General features: G+C 40.1%; 16 protein-coding genes and 1 pseudogene. 12 read left to right on the top strand and 5 right to left on the bottom strand.

Going from position 1 to position 17,365, the window contains the following annotated elements:
- Positions 1-187: 187 nt before the first annotated feature.
- Positions 188-1,357 carry a MalY/PatB family protein gene (locus tag QZ379_RS08175; RefSeq protein ID WP_291562969.1) on the bottom strand — a complete coding sequence of 390 codons (1,170 nt, stop codon included), beginning with the start codon at positions 1,355-1,357 and terminating at the stop codon, positions 188-190.
- A 327-nt stretch (positions 1,358-1,684) separates the two neighbouring features.
- On the opposite strand from QZ379_RS08175, the gene QZ379_RS08170 reads away from it, so the two are divergent.
- Genes QZ379_RS08170 through QZ379_RS08155 form a run of 4 tightly spaced genes read left to right on the top strand, consistent with a single transcriptional unit; the run spans position 1,685 to position 5,578 of the window.
- Positions 1,685-2,527, top strand: coding sequence for a prephenate dehydratase (locus QZ379_RS08170; RefSeq protein WP_291562967.1), 843 nt, complete (start codon positions 1,685-1,687; stop codon positions 2,525-2,527).
- On the top strand, positions 2,502-3,686 hold the full coding sequence (locus QZ379_RS08165; protein WP_291562964.1) for an aminotransferase class I/II-fold pyridoxal phosphate-dependent enzyme: 1,185 nt from the start codon (positions 2,502-2,504) through the stop codon (positions 3,684-3,686). The genes QZ379_RS08170 and QZ379_RS08165 overlap by 26 nt, the downstream gene beginning before the upstream one ends.
- A 37-nt stretch (positions 3,687-3,723) precedes the next feature.
- The gene (locus QZ379_RS08160) at positions 3,724-4,791 is read left to right on the top strand and encodes a bifunctional 3-deoxy-7-phosphoheptulonate synthase/chorismate mutase type II (RefSeq protein WP_291562961.1); all 1,068 of its coding nucleotides are present in this window, start codon (positions 3,724-3,726) and stop codon (positions 4,789-4,791) included.
- A 13-nt stretch (positions 4,792-4,804) separates the two neighbouring features.
- On the top strand, positions 4,805-5,578 hold the full coding sequence (locus QZ379_RS08155) for a prephenate dehydrogenase/arogenate dehydrogenase family protein (protein WP_291562958.1): 774 nt from the start codon (positions 4,805-4,807) through the stop codon (positions 5,576-5,578).
- A gap of 68 nt (positions 5,579-5,646) precedes the next feature.
- Here QZ379_RS08155 and QZ379_RS08150 read toward each other — a convergent pair whose 3' ends face one another.
- The 3 genes and pseudogenes from QZ379_RS08150 to QZ379_RS08140 form a co-directional block, all read right to left on the bottom strand.
- Positions 5,647-6,837, bottom strand: a complete 1,191-nt coding sequence (locus tag QZ379_RS08150) for an FprA family A-type flavoprotein (RefSeq protein ID WP_291562954.1) — start codon at positions 6,835-6,837, stop codon at positions 5,647-5,649.
- Positions 6,838-6,925: 88 nt separating this feature from the next.
- On the bottom strand, positions 6,926-7,849 hold the full coding sequence (locus tag QZ379_RS08145) for a TIGR01212 family radical SAM protein (RefSeq protein ID WP_291562952.1): 924 nt from the start codon (positions 7,847-7,849) through the stop codon (positions 6,926-6,928).
- A 159-nt stretch (positions 7,850-8,008) separates the two neighbouring features.
- Positions 8,009-8,448 (bottom strand): annotated as a pseudogene (locus QZ379_RS08140) (HIT family protein).
- Between the two features lie 423 nt (positions 8,449-8,871).
- Here QZ379_RS08140 and QZ379_RS08135 point away from each other — a divergent pair.
- The 7 genes from QZ379_RS08135 to QZ379_RS08105 all read left to right on the top strand — a co-directional run bounded on the left by QZ379_RS08135 (position 8,872) and on the right by QZ379_RS08105 (position 14,480).
- A complete protein-coding gene (locus tag QZ379_RS08135; protein WP_291562950.1) occupies positions 8,872-9,561 on the top strand; it encodes a hypothetical protein in 690 nt (229 codons plus the stop codon).
- 19 nt (positions 9,562-9,580) lie between these two features.
- On the top strand, positions 9,581-10,054 hold the full coding sequence (locus QZ379_RS08130) for a hypothetical protein (protein WP_291562947.1): 474 nt from the start codon (positions 9,581-9,583) through the stop codon (positions 10,052-10,054).
- 120 nt (positions 10,055-10,174) lie between these two features.
- Positions 10,175-10,468, top strand: a complete 294-nt coding sequence (locus QZ379_RS08125) for a hypothetical protein (RefSeq protein ID WP_291562945.1) — start codon at positions 10,175-10,177, stop codon at positions 10,466-10,468.
- A 27-nt stretch (positions 10,469-10,495) separates the two neighbouring features.
- Complete coding sequence (locus QZ379_RS08120) at positions 10,496-10,795, top strand: cell division protein ZapA (protein ID WP_291562941.1); 300 nt, start codon at positions 10,496-10,498, stop codon at positions 10,793-10,795.
- A gap of 96 nt (positions 10,796-10,891) precedes the next feature.
- Entirely contained in the window at positions 10,892-12,427 is a 1,536-nt protein-coding gene (rny, locus tag QZ379_RS08115) for a ribonuclease Y (protein ID WP_204394597.1), read from the top strand.
- A 365-nt stretch (positions 12,428-12,792) separates the two neighbouring features.
- Positions 12,793-13,689: a carbohydrate kinase gene (locus tag QZ379_RS08110; RefSeq protein WP_291562936.1), complete on the top strand. Its 897-nt coding sequence runs from the start codon at positions 12,793-12,795 to the stop codon at positions 13,687-13,689.
- Between the two features lie 17 nt (positions 13,690-13,706).
- On the top strand, positions 13,707-14,480 hold the full coding sequence (locus QZ379_RS08105) for a hypothetical protein (protein WP_291562933.1): 774 nt from the start codon (positions 13,707-13,709) through the stop codon (positions 14,478-14,480).
- A gap of 37 nt (positions 14,481-14,517) precedes the next feature.
- Here QZ379_RS08105 and QZ379_RS08100 read toward each other — a convergent pair whose 3' ends face one another.
- Positions 14,518-15,531, bottom strand: coding sequence for a LacI family DNA-binding transcriptional regulator (locus tag QZ379_RS08100; RefSeq protein WP_291562930.1), 1,014 nt, complete (start codon positions 15,529-15,531; stop codon positions 14,518-14,520).
- 229 nt (positions 15,532-15,760) lie between these two features.
- Here QZ379_RS08100 and QZ379_RS08095 point away from each other — a divergent pair, with 229 nt between their 5' ends.
- On the top strand, positions 15,761-17,203 hold the full coding sequence (locus QZ379_RS08095) for a mannitol dehydrogenase family protein (protein WP_291562927.1): 1,443 nt from the start codon (positions 15,761-15,763) through the stop codon (positions 17,201-17,203).
- Positions 17,204-17,365: the final 162 nt, after the last annotated feature.

Below are 17,365 nucleotides of genomic sequence, written 5' to 3'. Positions count from 1 at the left end.
TAATCAGTGGTAATGACATTATAACAGTCAACCAAAATCAGGAAAAGACAGTTTATCAGTCGTTCACCGACTGTTCAATGAACGGATAATGAACGGACAATGAACTGCATAAAAACAAAAAATCCGGAAATGAAAGATTGTACAAATCTTCTGTTTCCGGATTTTCTATATAAAACGAGTATAATATTTACAAAGTTTTATAAGCTTCAGCCAGCTGCTTCATGGCGCGTTCCAGAACAGAACGCTGAGTACCGACATTCATTCTCATAAATCCTGCACCCTCACGGCCGAACATCTCTCCGTCATTCAATGCAAGCCCTGCCTTATCAGCGAAGAATGAATTTAGCTCCTCATGATTTAAGCCAAGTTCACGACAGTCAAGCCATATCAGATATGATGCCATAGGGCGAACAGCCTTTATTTTCGGCGTATTCTCCTTCAGGAAAGAATCTACATAGTCAATATTACCCTGAATATATTCAATACACTGATCGAGCCATTCTGTTCCGTTGGAATAGGCAGCCTCAACTGCCGGAAAGGCAAACACGTGTCCTGCATTCAACTCGCCCGCCTCAAGACAAGTCTCAAACCTGGAGCGCAATCCGTCATTATAAATAACTGTATGCGATGCAGCCACACCGGGCATATTGAAAGCCTTGCTCGGAGCCATAAAAGTAACGGAATTGTTCTTGGCCTTTTCTGAAACCATGGCAAAAGGCAGATGCCTGTGAGGCGGAAGCGTCAGGTCGGCATGTATCTCGTCTGAGAATACCAATATATTGTCCTCTGCACAGATTTCCGCAAGTTCTTCCAGTTCTTCTCTTTTCCATACCACCCCACCAGGATTGTGAGGATTACAGAGTATAAGCACACGTACACCTTTCTTTATACTCTTCAGCAGTTCCAGATTCATCCTGTATTCTCCATTCTCGAGAATCATAGGGCATTCCACAAGCTGTCTGTTGTTTCTTGTGGTAAGCCATGCAAACGGATGATATACTGGCGGCATAATCACAACCTTGTCGTTGGGCGAAGTGAAACAGTTCAAGGCCATTCCCAGTCCGGCCACTATACCCGGAACGTAGTTGATATGCTTCTTTTCTACCTCCATGCCGTAACGGTTCTTCACCCAGTTGATAATAGAGTTATAATATCCGTCATGCTTTACGGTATATCCGAACACAGGGTGCTCGCAACGTTTCTTCACTGCATCAACTACAAAGTCCGGTGTAGCGAAATCCATATCCGCCACCCACATCGGGATAAGATTGTCCCTACCCCATATATCTTTCATTTCGTCAACTTTGACAGAATTTGTATTTCTTCTGTCAATCAATTCATCAAAATTATACTTCATAATGATTATTCTATGTATTATAAATATTAAACCTGCATTACAAAATAAGGTAATAATGCTCGAAAATTAAAAATTTTGAAGAAAATTTTCATCATATTCTTGTTTTTTCAAGAAAAGTATTACATTTGCATCAGAAACGATAACAATTAGTATAATATGAGAACATTTGCAACATACTTCTTCTTTTTCTTTTATTACTTTTACTTTAGCAATAAAGTGAAGCGGGAGGTCGTATGTGCATGACACGAAAAGAAATCAATACAAAATAATATAACGAAATCCCGCTTCTGTATGAGGCGGGATTTTTTTTAACCATAAAACAAAACAATGAGAAGGATAGCAATACAAGGAGTTAAGGGCTCATATCACGATATAGCGGCCCACAAGTATTTCAAAGACGAAGAGATAGAACTTATATGCTGCAATACATTCGAAGAAGTGTTTGCACAAATGAAGAAAGACAGCGACGTCATAGGCATAATTGCAATAGAGAACACAATAGCAGGCAGCTTGCTGCACAACTATGAACTGCTTCGCGAAAGCGGTACAACTATCATAGGAGAACACAAACTCAGAATAAGCCACAGCATCATGTGTCTGCCGGAAGATAATTGGGAAGACCTTACAGAAGTCAACTCACACCCTGTTGCTTTGGCACAGTGTCGCGATTTCCTGCACAACCATCCGGAACTGAAGGTAGTAGAAACAGAAGATACAGCAGGTAGTGCAGAGAATATCAGAAAAAACAACCTTAGAGGACATGCAGCCATCTGCTCAAAATATGCCGCAGGACTTTACGACATGAAGATTCTGGAAGAAGGAATAGAAACAAACAAACACAACTTCACCCGCTTCCTCGTCATCAGCAATCCATGGCTGGCAGACGAGTTGAAAGACCGCTCTAAGGTGAACAAGGCAAACATAGTATTCTCACTTCCCCACAGCGAAGGAAGCCTTTCGCAGGTATTGTCAATCTTCTCATTCTATAAGATAAACCTGACGAAGATACAGTCACTGCCGATTATCGGACGCGAATGGGAATACATGTTCTACGTTGACGTAATGTTCAATGATTATTTAAGATACAAACAGTCTATAGATGCAGTTACACCGCTTACAAAAGCACTTAAAATTTTAGGAGAATATGCAGAAGGAGAATCAACAATATAACATACAGCCGGCCGACAGACTGGCAAATGTCAGCGAATACTATTTCAGCAGAAAGCTGAAGGAAGTGGCAAAGATGAATGCTGAAGGTAAAAACGTGATAAGCCTCGGAATAGGCAGTCCTGACATGCCGCCATCAGAAGAAACAATAAATGTTCTTTGCGAAAATGCCAAGAAACCTGATGCTCACGGCTATCAGCCTACAGTGGGAATACCTGAACTGAGAAAAGCCATGGCAGACTGGTATAAAAGATGGTACAATGTAGATCTTGACCCAGCCACAGAGATACAGCCTCTCATCGGTTCAAAGGAAGGTATACTGCACGTGACACTGGCTTTGGTAAATCCGGGCGACAAGGTTCTTGTTCCAAATCCGGGCTACCCTACCTATACATCTCTCAATAAGATTTTAGGAAGCGAAATAATCAACTACAATCTTCGCGAGGACAATAACTGGCAGCCTGATTTCGACGAACTGGAAAAGATGGATCTCACAGGAGTGAAAATCATGTGGACCAACTATCCCAACATGCCTACAGGAGCAAATGCCACAATGGAACTTTACGAAAAGATTGTTGATTTCGCACGCCGACACAACATCGTAGTAGTGAACGACAATCCATACAGCTTCATACTGAACAAAAAACCGATAAGCATACTCAATATTCCGGGAGCCAAAGAATGCTGTATAGAATTCAACTCCATGAGTAAGAGCCACAACATGCCGGGCTGGCGTGTGGGAATGCTGGCAACAAACGCCACTTTCGTACAGTGGATACTGAAAATAAAGAGTAACATTGATTCCGGTACATTCCGTCCATTACAGCTGGCAGCTGCACAGGCATACAACAACAGTGCCGAATGGCACGAAGAAGCCAACTTCAATGTTTACAGCCGTCGCCGCAAACTTGCCGAAGAAATAATGAACGTGCTGGGATGTACATTCGACAAGAATCAAGTGGGAATGTTCCTCTGGGGCAAAATTCCTGAATCATACAACGATGTAGAGGAACTGACAGAGAAAGTCCTACATCAAGCAAGAGTTTTCATCACTCCGGGATTTATCTTCGGAAGCAACGGAAAGAGATATATCCGTATTTCGCTTTGCGCCAAAGAAGAAAAACTGGCAGAGGCACTTGAGAGAATAAAGAATATGAGATAAAAAGAAAATACAAAACAACTACTAAAAGATTACAACTATGGCACTCGAATTAGAACCTATCAGACTGGAAGGCGTATCAGAAGAACGCCCGTTAATCATAGCAGGACCTTGCAGCGCAGAAACTGAAGAGCAGGTAATGAGTACAGCAAAGCAGCTGGCTAACAACGGAACAAAAATCTTCCGCGCAGGTATATGGAAACCACGTACCAAACCGGGAGGTTTCGAAGGTATAGGAGTTGAAGGTCTGGCATGGCTGAAGGAAGTGAAGAAAGAAACAGGCATGTACGTTTCAACTGAAGTTGCAACAGCAAAACATGTTTACGAATGTCTTAAAGCCGGTATAGATATATTGTGGATAGGTGCACGTACTACAGCCAATCCTTTCGCAGTACAGGAAATAGCAGATGCACTAAAGGGAGTTGATATACCTGTATATGTAAAGAACCCTGTAAATCCAGACCTGGAACTATGGATTGGTGCAATGGAAAGAATAAACAATGCCGGTATAAAAAGATTAGGTGCCATTCACCGCGGTTTCTCTTCATACGACAAGAAGATTTACCGCAACCTTCCGCAATGGCATATTCCTATCGAACTGAGAAGACGTATCCCTAACCTGCCTATCCTATGCGACCCAAGCCACATAGGCGGCAAACGCGAGCTCATCGCATCTCTCTGCCAGCAGGCTATGGACCTCGGTTTCGACGGACTGATAGTGGAATCACACTGCAACCCTGACTGTGCATGGAGCGACGCTTCTCAACAGGTGACACCGGACGTACTCGATTACATATTAAATCTGCTTGTAATCCGTAAGGAACACCAGACAACAGAAAACCTTAGCGAACTCAGACGTCAGATTGACGAATGCGACAACGAACTGATGGAGATAATGGCAAAACGTATGCGTGTATGCCGCGAAATCGGAACATTCAAGAAAGAACACAATATGACTATCCTCCAGACAGGACGTTACAATGAAATTCTTGACAAACGCGGAGCACAAGGAACACTGTGCGGTATGGATTCTGAATTTGTGAAACATGTTTTCGAGGCTATACACGAAGAAAGCGTACGTCAACAGATGGAAATAATAAACAAGTAAAAAACTCAAAAAAATGCGTATATTAATATTGGGAGCCGGAAAAATGGGCTCCTTCTTTACAGATGTATTAAGTTTCGACCACGAAGTGGCAGTTTACGACATAAAACCTCAGAACCTGCGCTTCATGTACAACTGCCAGCGTTTCACTTCACTGGATGAGATTAAGGAATTCCGCCCTGAACTTGTAATAAATGCAGCGACAGTAAAATATACACTCGACGCATTCCGCCAGGTACTGCCGGTAATTCCGCAGGACTGTATCATAAGCGACATTGCATCAGTAAAGACCGGTCTTCAGGAATTCTACGACAACAGCGGCTTCAGATATGTATCAACCCACCCTATGTTCGGTCCTACATTTGCCAACCTTGACCAGCTGAGTACAGAGAATGCCATAATAATAAAGGAAGGCGACTGTCTGGGTAAGGTATTCTTCAAGGACCTGTATCAAAGATTAGGGCTTAACATATTCGAATATACTTTCGACGAACATGACGAAACAGTAGCATACTCACTGTCAATACCGTTCGTTTCCACATTCGTGTTTGCCGCAGTGATGAAACATCAGGATGCGCCCGGTACAACATTCAAACGCCACATGGCAATAGCAAAGGGAGTTTTGAACGAAGACGATTATCTGCTTCAGGAAATACTGTTCAACCCACGTACTCCTAAACAGGTGGAAGGAATACGCACAGAACTGAACGAGCTTCTTGACATAATAAGCCGTAAGGATGCCGACGGCATGCATGCCTATCTTAGCAAGATTCGAAACAATATAAAATAATACAACACAGGCTGTTACGCTAATTTATATTCTCGTAACAGCCTGCTTACTTATAAATAAAAAACTTATTACTTTCTGTCAGCTTTCAGACGATCAGCCATAGCCTTTGCAAGTTCTTTTGCCTGAGCATAGTTGTCCTGCTTCATAGCCTGCTTCATTTCTACAGGGTTGCCTACAACCTCGAACTTCAGCTTTTCAGTGTATTCGCCAATCTTCTTCACTGCAGCACTTGCCCAAGTATATGAGCCGAAGTAACCCATCACACGGTTCTTTACTTCGCGGGCAGCAATCTTGCTCAACAGTGATTCCATTTCAGGGTAAAGGTTCATATTGTATGTAGTACATCCCACGATAAGGCCTTTGTACTTGAACACGTCAGCCAGGATATATGAATGATGAGTGTGAGATACGTTGTGCATTATGATATTCTTGATACCCTGACGGCTCAGTTCTTCAGCTATAACTTCAGCCAGTTCCTCTGTATTGCCATACATAGTTCCATATGCTATCACAACACCTTCTTCAGCTTCGTAGCGGCTCATCTTGTCGTACATATCGATAACCTGAGGAATTTTTTCTTCCCAAACAGGACCGTGAGTAGAACAGATAGTATTGATTTTCAATCCGCCAAGTTTCTGTAAAGCTTTCTGTACCGGGTTTCCGAACTTACCTACGATATTAGAATAGTAACGGCGCATTTCGTTCCAATATATATCTGTATTGATATTCTTGTCGATGCATCCGCCGTTCAAGGCTCCGAAACATCCAAAAGCATCACCCGCAAACAGGATTCCGTCTGTTTCATCGTATGTAACCATTGTTTCCGGCCAGTGAACCATAGGCACAAGATAGAAACGGAGGTTGTGATAACCAAGTTTCAGGAAGTCACCGTCGTTTACTACATAGCGGTCGCCTGTCACACCATAATATCCTTCCACCATATCGAAAGTCTTCTTGTTTCCTACAAGCACAATCTCAGGATAATACTGTTTGATAAGAGCGATAGAGCCTGAGTGGTCAGGTTCCATATGGTTTATAATAAGATAATTGATTTTACGGTCGCCTATAATGCTGCGGATTTTCTTCAGATATACTTCGAAGAATGCAACATCTACTGTATCCACCAATGCCACCATCTCATCATCTGCTATCAGATAAGAATTGTATGACACGCCGTATGGCAACGGCCAAAGATTTTCGAACAATGCTTTGGTGCGGTCGTTCACACCCACGTAATGTACTTTACCTTTAATTTCCATTTTTATTTGATTTTATGAGTTTTAATTTATGAAGTTATGTTATAATCTATATTAATAACCGATAAAAGTGTCTATTGTTCACTTAAAACTAATTATATTTCTTGCCCTGATAAGAATCCCTCTCCAACATCCTTTTCTTCAGTTTAGCAGTGAATTCATGATTTTTCAATCCCCAATCAGGAGCAATAAGCAACTCGCGCGGCGACTGCGAGATGAACCTTTCCAATACAAGGTCGGGGCGCAAATGTTCTATATAATCCAATACAAGATCAATATACTCATCAGCTGTGTATAGATGAAAATCCTCCGGACGTTCATCATACTCATGCGCCAACCTTGTGCCCTTAATCAGCTGTAGCTGATGCATCTTCAGTGTAGTAAGCGGTAGCGATGACACATCCTTTGCCTGACGTATAATCATATCATTGTCCTCGCCCGGGAGTCCCAATATAACGTGTCCTCCTGTCATTATACCCCTCGAAACAGTACGCCTTACAGCATCAACGGTACAAGCAAAATCATGTCCGCGGTTTATACGCTTCAGTGTAGTATCATCAGTACTTTCTATACCATACTCAACCAAAAGAAAAGTCCTGCCGTTTATCTCTTCCAGATAATCCAACAGAGACTCCGGCATACAGTCCGGGCGTGTACCTATAACCAACCCCACTACTCCATCTACAGAAAGTGCTTCCTCATACATTGCCTTCAACTTCTCCAACTCTCCATATGTATTGGTATAAGCCTGGAAATAAGCAAGATACTTCATTTCGGGATACTTTCTTGAGAAAAACTCCTTTCCCTCTTCCAACTGCTGTCTTACAGACTTCTCTGTCCGACAATACTCGGGATTAAATGTCTGGTTGTTACAATAAGTACATCCCCCATATCCCTTGCTGCCGTCGCGGTTAGGGCATGTAAAGCCTGCATTGACTGAGATTTTCTGAACTTTAAACGGAAAGTGTTTTGCCAGAAAACATCCAAAATCATTATATCTTATTTTATTATCCATCTGACTAAAAATACGCAGCAAAGATAATATTTTTCCGCCGAAACGACAATAAATGAAAAAACAGAATTACAACAAATCAATCTGTGAAAACACTGAAAGAAAACTCTTCGTCGCCTTACATAAAACGATTCGACATTTTAATGCAAACGACGAAGAGTTTTAAAAGAGACTGAGAAAGAAGTTCCAAAGCTCCTTTTTAATACTATCTATCATAGAAGCATACTCCTCGTCCGACAGATATACTTCTTTAGGATTCATACAGAACACACCACCGAAATCAGGACTGTCAACATATTTAGGAACAAGGTGGAAGTGCAAATGCTCCAAAGTATCGGAATATGCACCGTAATTTATCTTTGCAGGACTGAACACTTTCTGCATTGCACGCGTCACATCGGCTTTGAAAGCGTTTCTATCTTTTTCACTCAACAGATTGAAGTCGTCCACATGTCCATTGTACGCCACATGGCAACGCCTCTATAAATCTGCTCCTTGAAAAGGGATACATGCGAAACACACAGTTCCGCTATTTCAATCATTAAACTATGCAATGTATCGTTATTCTGACAATACAAACAGTCCATTTGATTACCTTTCATTTTTCACCGTATCTTTAAATAGATATACAAAAATACACTTTTTTGAGTGTACACAACGTACTGATACAAAATTTGAGATATGAAATACAATAAAATCCGTAAAGCAATAAAATAGACAACCAAAAATAGAAAAGATTATCCATTTTTATTATATTTGCAGTTGTATTTGGAACTTATTCCAAACAAGTAACATAAATATTATGAGGCGTTATGCTCATCACTTGCGAATGAAAACCTAGGAAATTTTCAAAGCGAACGAGGATAGCATAGTGGTTCTCACGCTATAGCGTGGGCTGCTATAACTACATCTGTTCGCATGGTTTTCCTAGGGCCTTCATTCAAAGATGTGGCATTGCAGTTCCACGCTTCAGTATTTAAACGAAAACGACTTTCCAGGAACTGTAAAAGTCTTTTAATACAATCATGAAAAGCATTTTAACAACCTTGCTGCTTTGCATCAGCATGTCTGTATCAGCCCAATTGGGAGTAACAAAATTCTTAGGCATACCTGTTGATGGTTACAAAAACGAAATGATTAAGAAACTGAAAGCAAAAGGTTTCACAGATTCTGTATTAGGGAATGATATGCTTGAAGGTGAATTTAACGGTGAAAAAGTCTATTTAAGCGTAGTAACAAACAATAACAAGGTTTACAGAATAGCAGTAATAGACCAAAATCCACGAGGAGAAACAGATATAAAAATAAGATTTAATGATTTATGCGACCAATTTCAAAACAACGCAAAATACACACCGATGTCTTATACAGATTATAAAATAAACAAAAACGAAGATATAGGTTACGAAATAATCGTAAACGATAAAAGATACGAAGCCGACTTTATGCAACGTCCGGAAATAACGGATTCCATTACTCTTAAAGAAGTTATAAAAGAACGACTACTACAAAACTATACTGAAGAACAATTGTCAAATCCTTCAGAAGATATAAAAAAAGCAGAAATTACTGCATATTCAGAATATTATGTGGATAAACTCTCAAAAAATGCCGTTTGGTTTATGATAAGCAAAAGTCTAATTACACCTACGAAATATACAATATTAATGTACTACGATAACCTAAACAACCAAGCAAACGGAGAAGATTTATAACAAAGAAACTTAATTTAATATGAAACACCATCTGATTATCATTTTAACAACAATTCCATTTATCCTGTTATCAGGATGTTCAAAAGAAGATGATTTATCTAACAACGAAAATTCAACAAGTAGTAACACATCAAAAGAAGAAGAAAAGGATAACAATACTACGCCCGAAAATGAAGAGGGGATTTACTATGTGAAATATGAAGTTTATATGAGGGATGCTGGTAGTGTACCTTATACAAGAGATATCAAATTCACTTCAGAAAAAGGTGAACAAACTATTACCACTTATAACGATAGCTGGACTGGAATATACGGTCCATTCAAAAAAGGTGCAAAATTATCTTTAACAGCTAAAGGAAATCTTGTAGCGAATACAGCTGAATCATACATCATTATATCTGTAAGCCGTAATAATGAGCCGTTTTCCGTAAAAGCAGAAGAGAGAGAGAAAGGTGGAGATTTACTATCCGTTAATTACACAATAAACTATTAAATTAAAGACATATAAATAACCGTAAAAACAATATTAAGCAAATAAATATACAAAATGAGAAAAAAATTTTCATAATTCGAACTTATATACTATATTTGTCATAGAAAACATGTAGCATAGATGACAGAAGAGGACAAAAATCTACTAAACAGTTTTGAAGGAAAGCTTAGGCACGTCCTTTTTCTATATGATGAAGAGAAAAAAGAAAATGCCGCACTAAAGCAATCCATAGCTGATAAAGATTCTGAAATACAGACTCTGTTGAGTAAGATTAAAGAACTTGAAACCAGATATGCAAACCTGAAGATGGCCCGTATGATAAGTGTAAATGACAATGAAATCAGGGACACGAAACAAAGGCTCACAAGGTTAGTGCGTGAAGTCGATAAATGTATTGCTTTGCTGAACAAATAGAGAAAAGAAAACAGTAAACTATAATATATGGACGACAAACTGAAAATACACTTGCAGATTGACAGGGAACGGTATCCACTGGTGATTAATCGTGAAGAAGAAATATTCTACCGTGACGCTGCCAAGATGATTGACAATAAACTGAACAAATACCGCAGTCTATATCCGGATTTCGGAACCATGAAACACTGGACAATGGTAGCACTGGAACTGGCATACGAAAACGCAAAAGCTAAAGATGCCATTGACATTACACCTTGTACTGAAAAGTTGAAACAATTGGAAGAACTTATGGACCGATATATAAAGGATGGTGCATCGAAGTAGTTGTTTAGGAAACAAGTAAGGGAATTCACGCACAAGTTTACAGGACAATACCTGAAGCTTGTGCGTTTTTATTTATATTTTAAACTTAAATTATAGATGTTGACAACAGTAATACTAACAGTTGTAGCTTTCCTGGTAGGAGGAGCTCTTTCATATAGCTTTTTCAGATACGGTCTGAAATCGAGATATGATAATATCATTAAAGAGGCTGAAACAGAAGCCGAAGTAATCAAGAAAAACAAACTCCTGGAAGTAAAGGAAAAGTTTCTGAACAAGAAAGCCGACCTTGAAAAGGAAGTGGCTGCCCGCAACCAGAAAATACAGCAGGCAGAAAACAAGTTGAAACAGCGCGAAATGGTGTTGAACCAGAAGAATGAAGAACTTCAGCGCAAACGTAACGAAACAGAAGCTATTAAGGAAAACCTTGATGCACAGCTGGTAATTATCGAGAAGAAAAAAGAAGAACTTGACCATCTGCAGTCACAGGAACGCGAAAAGCTTGAGGCTATCTCAGGATTGTCTGCAGAAGATGCAAAAGAAAGACTGATAGAATCACTCAAGGATGAAGCCAAGACTCAGGCTCAGTCATACATCAACGACATTATGGACGATGCGAAACTTACTGCCAACCGCGAAGCTAAGCGTATCGTGATACAGTCTATCCAGAGAGTGGCTACTGAAACTGCAATCGAAAACTCTGTAACTGTATTCCATATCGAATCAGACGAAATCAAAGGACGTATTATCGGACGTGAAGGACGTAACATCCGTGCCCTTGAAGCTGCTACCGGAGTGGAAATAGTAGTAGACGATACTCCTGAGGCTATCGTACTTTCTGCTTTCGACCCTGTTCGCCGCGAAATCGCTCGTCTTGCACTTCATCAACTGGTTACTGACGGACGTATCCACCCGGCACGTATCGAAGAAGTAGTCGCAAAGGTACGCAAGCAGGTAGAAGAAGAAATCATCGAAACAGGTAAACGTACTACTATTGACCTTGGTATCCACGGTCTGCATCCTGAACTGATCCGTATCATCGGTAAGATGAAATATCGTTCATCATACGGACAGAACCTGTTGCAGCACGCACGCGAAACAGCTAACCTCTGTGCTGTAATGGCCTCTGAACTTGGTTTGAATCCTAAGAAAGCTAAACGCGCCGGATTGCTCCACGATATTGGTAAGGTGCCTGATGAAGAACCTGAATTGCCACACGCACTGCTCGGTATGAAACTTGCTGAGAAATACAAGGAAAAACCGGATATCTGCAATGCTATCGGTGCCCACCACGACGAAGTGGAAATGAACAGCCTGCTGGCTCCTATCGTACAGGTGTGCGATGCTATCTCAGGTGCACGTCCTGGTGCCCGCCGCGAAATTGTTGAAGCTTACATCAAACGTCTGAACGACCTTGAACAGCTTGCAATGTCTTATCCTGGTGTTACCAAGACTTATGCCATCCAGGCAGGACGCGAATTACGCGTGATTGTCGGTGCAGACAAGATTGACGACAAGCAGACAGAAAGCCTGTCAACAGAAATCGCCAAGAAGATACAGGACGAAATGACTTATCCGGGTCAGGTAAAGATTACAGTGATAAGAGAAACACGCGCCGTAAGCTTCGCAAAATAAAAAACATTGAAACAAATAATAAAGGCTATATTTCATATCCCGAACGAGAGGACTGGAATATAGCCTTTTTAGTTTCCATACTATATATCTCACATTAGCGAGATTGTATTATAAACTATATCTATTACGATATAACCAAGACACTGTAAAGACCGCATGAAAGTGGTTTTTACAGTGTCTTGTTGTTTTTTCTTAAAATATTCATCAACCTCATAATATTTGGTAACGTTTGCAGATTTTGGGAACGTTCCCGCAAACGTTTGCATAATAATATATTCTACAAACCATAAAATCAATACATATAGATAATATTTTTGTGATAAGAAACAAAACAAAATAGTATTCATCTTTAAATTTATCTTATCATGAAAACAAAAAGAAATCTGGTTGTAGGTACTGGAGAAGCATTGTGGGACATTCTTCCTGAAGGAAAGAAACTAGGTGGAGCACCGGCAAATTTTGCATATCATGTGTCGCAATTCGGATTGGAAAGTATGGTAGTCAGTGCTGTAGGAGATGACAAGTTGGGCAATGAGATTCTCGACAATCTTTCAGAAAAGAAACTTAACATGCTTATCGAAGAAGTTCAGTATCCTACCGGTACTGTACAGGTGGAACTCGACAGTGAGGGAATACCATGTTATGATATTAAAGAAAATGTGGCTTGGGATAATATACCTTTTACTGACAGCCTGAAGTCAATAGCCGAGAGAACTACTGCTGTATGTTTTGGCTCTTTGGCACAAAGAAACGTAGTGTCAAGGGAAACAATAAATACATTCCTGAGCCTTATTCCAAACAAAAAAGGGGTGTATAAGATTTTCGATATAAACCTTCGTCAGGGATTCTATACCAAAGAAATACTATGTCGTTCGATGGAACAGTGCAATATACTCAAAATCAATGATGAAGAACTTGTCACTGTAAGCCGACTTTTCGGTTATCCGGGAATAGACCTTCAGGATAAGTGCTGGATATTGCTTGCAAAATATAATCTGGAAATGCTTATTCTTACTTGCGGTGTTAATGGCAGTTATGTGTTTACACCTGGAAATGTATCATTTGTAGAAACTCCTAAGGTGGAAGTAGCCGATACTGTAGGTGCCGGAGATTCATTTACAGCCGCATTCATATCAGCTTTGCTGATGAAGAAATCCGTCCGTGAGGCGCATCAGCTTGCTGTAAATGTATCAGCATTTGTTTGTACTCAGAATGGTGCCATGCCAAGACTTCCCGAGAACTACATATCAAGAATAGTCTGATTAAAGTTTCATCGGCTATGAAAAATACATGTTTTGCAGGTATATCGTTAAGATATATTTTGCTGATGCTCACTCTGGTATGTGTGAAGCAGGCTGATGCCCAATTACATCTTAAAGCCAATATGCAGAATATGCATCTTTGGCGTGGTATGGAAGTTACGGATGGGTTGGTTTTTATAACCGACCTGTCTGTGACAGATAAAAATGAGCATTTTACTTTCGGATTGTGGGGCGGTACAAATGTGAACGGCTCCTACAAGGAGTTCAATCACTATGTTTCTTATGCTGACAGAGGACTGAAGATTGCATTATGGGACACATATAATTTCTCTCCCGGTGCAAACTACAACAACAAAGAATATTTCAACTACAAGCCCGACGAGACGGGACGATTCCTGGATGCAACAGTGTCGTACGATTTCAAGAGATTTATTCCGCTTAGATTGAGCTGGTCGACTATAATTTACGGTAGAGACAGAAACATACAAAATACCAAGAATCTGTATTCCACCTTTGTTTATGCAGAATACTCTGTACTCGACAATGAGAAGTGGAATGTAAGTCCCGGAATCGGTGCCGCTTTCGCTTTAAGCCCTGACCGGACGATGACAGACTCTGGCGATTTGTATCATTTTTATGGAGAAGCTCCCGGAATAGTACATCTCAGCCTAAATGTGGTATATAAACTTAAAATATTTGAGAGGGATTTTCCTGTCAGTATAATGGCTCTTTGGAATCCACAGTCTGACAAGGGATTTTTTCAAGCCGGAGTACAGCTGTTTTCCTTTTAGAAAATGTCAGTTTATGGATTCCATGTTTTTCAGTTGATCAGTTGACTTTTGTGCTTGATTCCCTTATCTTTATTTCTGCATTAAGAACTATAGAACGGTTTGGTGATTCAGGGTTTGATATCTTTTCAAGAATCAGTTGGGCTGCATTCTTTCCCATTTCCATCAAAGGAGGTTCAACTGTTGTTAGCTGTGGATGTACTATCGTCGACAGACTTGTTCCGGAGAAACTGGCTATGGCCACTTCCTCCGGAATTTTTTTTCCTAATGTCCTCAGCCTGTTCATACATCCTATGGCCAAAGTATCAGTAAATGCAAAAACAGCATCAATCTTCAAATCTCTTTTCAGAAGTTCATCAGCAGCCATTGCCCCATCCTCCAGCTCCATTCCACACTTTATCACTAGTTTATCGTTATATTCTATTCCGAATTTGGCAAGCGCATCCTTGTAGCCGTTAAAGCGTTCTGTTGAGTTGTATATGTCATCACTGCCCTTGATATGCGCAATGTTTTTATATCCGCTTCTTATTAGGTTTTCTACGAGGAAGAATGACTTCATATAATCATCCACTATCACCTGCGAAACATTCATACCGTGAGGAATACGGTCGTAAAACACCATTGGCATCCCACTATCTTTAAGTCTTGAATATTCCTCCATATTCTTTTTGTAACTGCAGATACTTATGATTATTCCGTCCACCATAAACTGCTCCATCATTCTGAGGATATCTTTCTCTTTTTCCGGATCCTCATCAGAACTTGCTATTATAACCTTTATACCTTTGGAATATAATATTTCCTGGATTCCGTTTATTACTTTCGAAGCAAATGGAGTAACCATCTCCGGCACTATGACTCCCACAGTGTTTGTATGTCCGTATTTTAGATTTGTCGCTACAGGGTTAGGTTTATATCCCAGTTCCTTTGCAGCAGCCAACACCGTATCTTTTGTCTCACGGCGTATATTCTTATCGTTGCATAATGCTCTTGATACTGTGGAAACAGATATTGAGAGGTGTTTTGCTATGTCTTTTATGGTAACGTGTTTCATGGTCTGATGAATTTTTCATCCACAAATATAAAACATATATCTCATAAATCCTAATTATGAGAACGTTTGCAGATTTTGGGAACGTTCCCGCAAACGTTTGCAATGGGAAACTGCAGAAAATAAAAAAAATATTCAATGTTAAAGCATATATTTGTGGTGTAATCAAAAACAAGATACTGATAGAGAAACAATTAACAACATATTATAAACAATCAAAAATTTTACAATCATGAAAACACAGGTTATTTCTTTCGGTTACAATCGTGAAAATGTTAAATCAGGTATTTTGCACATTGGTGTAGGTAATTTCCATCGTGCTCATCAGGAGTACTATACAAGCCTTCTGCTCGAAAATGAGGACCAGCAGAACTGGGGTATTTGCGGAGCAATGATCCTTCCATCGGATGAACGTCTTTATAAGGCTCTGAAAGGCCAGGGTGGGGAATATACCCTTACAGTATGCGGTCGCAATGGTGAAGATACTGCTTACAGACTCGGAGCTCTGAACGAACTTTACTGGGGTATTGAAGAACCTGAGAAAATTATCAACAAGATTGCGGATAAGGATATTAAAATCATTACCCTGACTATTACTGAGGGTGGATATAACATAGAAAAGGCTACCGGAGCATTTATTCTTGAAGACGAAAATATAAGACATGATTTGCAGCACCACACAACTCCTAAGACTGCATTCGGTTATGTGGCAGAAGGATTGAGAAGAAGAATGAACTTAGGTAACGGATCTGTTACTATTCTTTCATGCGACAATTTGCAGCACAACGGTAATACTGCAAAGAAAGCGTTCATGTCGTTCTTCTGCGCACAGGATATGAAATTGGCTGCTTGGGTTGAAAAGAATGTGACATTCCCTAACAGTATGGTTGACAGAATCACTCCTGCTACACGTCCGGAAGACATATCAAGATTAAATAAGAAGAATGGTGTATGCGACGAAGCACCTGTATATTGTGAAGACTTCATCCAGTGGGTTATAGAGGATAAGTTCATTGCCGGACGTCCTGCATGGGAGAGAGTGGGAGTAGAATTTACAGACGATGTAACAGCTTACGAAAACATGAAGCTGAGTCTGCTGAATGCTTCGCACACACTGCTTTCATATCCTTCATTCCTGAGCGGATACAGAAAGGTTGATGACGCGATGCATGATGAGAGAATAGAGAAGTTTGTACGTCAGTTTATGGATATTGACATTACTCCTTACGTGCCTGCACCGGGAAATACTGACCTTGAACTCTACAAGAAAACACTTATCGAACGTTTCGGAAACCGTTCCGTAAGCGACCAGATAGCACGTTTGTGTTTCGATGGTATATCTAAGTTCCCTGTATATGTAATGCCTAACTTAGGCAAAATGATAAATGACGGAGCCGACCTGACAAGAGTAGCCTATCTTATAGCTGCCTATCGTCACTATCTGAAATATAAAGTTGATGATAATGGCGCTGCATTTGAGGTAGCAGAACCATGGATCACTGCAGAGGATTTACAGGTAATAGGAAGTGACAATGCTATGGATTTCCTTGCTCTTTCAGCATTTGGCAGTGTAAATCTTAAAGCTTCGGAATCTTTCTGCAGTCTGTATCTGAATTTTGTTGAGGAAATAAAAGCCAACGGAGCGATGAAAACGCTTGAAGGCATCCTGAAATAACAGAAAAACATATAAACCCTGAATCAGACCACACATCATGAATACACAAGTTAACAAAAACACAAGCAACAGTCTTGGACCATTTGCGGTTCTGACATTTATATACTTTATTTAAGTTTCGCAAGTTCAGCTTGCTAGTTTTAATTTGTAAATATTGCATAT

This window comes from Bacteroides sp. (assembly GCF_019417265.1).
Classification (GTDB): domain Bacteria; phylum Bacteroidota; class Bacteroidia; order Bacteroidales; family Bacteroidaceae; genus Phocaeicola.
The sequence above is the reverse complement of the archived record's forward strand: the minus strand, read 5'-3'. Positions and strand labels throughout refer to the sequence as shown.

Excerpts from the sequence above, each read along its gene's own strand:
- QZ379_RS08165 (WP_291562964.1), top strand. The coding sequence starts at position 2,502 with ATGCAGAAGGAGAATCAACAATATAACATACAGCCGGCCGACAGACTG.
- rny (WP_204394597.1), top strand. The coding sequence starts at position 10,892 with ATGTTGACAACAGTAATACTAACAGTTGTAGCTTTCCTGGTAGGAGGA.
- QZ379_RS08150 (WP_291562954.1), bottom strand. The coding sequence starts at position 6,837 with ATGGAAATTAAAGGTAAAGTACATTACGTGGGTGTGAACGACCGCACC.
- QZ379_RS08175 (WP_291562969.1), bottom strand. The coding sequence starts at position 1,357 with ATGAAGTATAATTTTGATGAATTGATTGACAGAAGAAATACAAATTCT.
- QZ379_RS08110 (WP_291562936.1), top strand. The coding sequence starts at position 12,793 with ATGAAAACAAAAAGAAATCTGGTTGTAGGTACTGGAGAAGCATTGTGG.
- QZ379_RS08170 (WP_291562967.1), top strand. The coding sequence starts at position 1,685 with ATGAGAAGGATAGCAATACAAGGAGTTAAGGGCTCATATCACGATATA.
- QZ379_RS08120 (WP_291562941.1), top strand. The coding sequence starts at position 10,496 with ATGGACGACAAACTGAAAATACACTTGCAGATTGACAGGGAACGGTAT.
- QZ379_RS08100 (WP_291562930.1), bottom strand. The coding sequence starts at position 15,531 with ATGAAACACGTTACCATAAAAGACATAGCAAAACACCTCTCAATATCT.
- QZ379_RS08105 (WP_291562933.1), top strand. The coding sequence starts at position 13,707 with ATGAAAAATACATGTTTTGCAGGTATATCGTTAAGATATATTTTGCTG.
- QZ379_RS08095 (WP_291562927.1), top strand. The coding sequence starts at position 15,761 with ATGAAAACACAGGTTATTTCTTTCGGTTACAATCGTGAAAATGTTAAA.
- QZ379_RS08145 (WP_291562952.1), bottom strand. The coding sequence starts at position 7,849 with ATGGATAATAAAATAAGATATAATGATTTTGGATGTTTTCTGGCAAAA.
- QZ379_RS08125 (WP_291562945.1), top strand. The coding sequence starts at position 10,175 with ATGACAGAAGAGGACAAAAATCTACTAAACAGTTTTGAAGGAAAGCTT.
- QZ379_RS08160 (WP_291562961.1), top strand. The coding sequence starts at position 3,724 with ATGGCACTCGAATTAGAACCTATCAGACTGGAAGGCGTATCAGAAGAA.
- QZ379_RS08135 (WP_291562950.1), top strand. The coding sequence starts at position 8,872 with ATGAAAAGCATTTTAACAACCTTGCTGCTTTGCATCAGCATGTCTGTA.
- QZ379_RS08130 (WP_291562947.1), top strand. The coding sequence starts at position 9,581 with ATGAAACACCATCTGATTATCATTTTAACAACAATTCCATTTATCCTG.
- QZ379_RS08155 (WP_291562958.1), top strand. The coding sequence starts at position 4,805 with ATGCGTATATTAATATTGGGAGCCGGAAAAATGGGCTCCTTCTTTACA.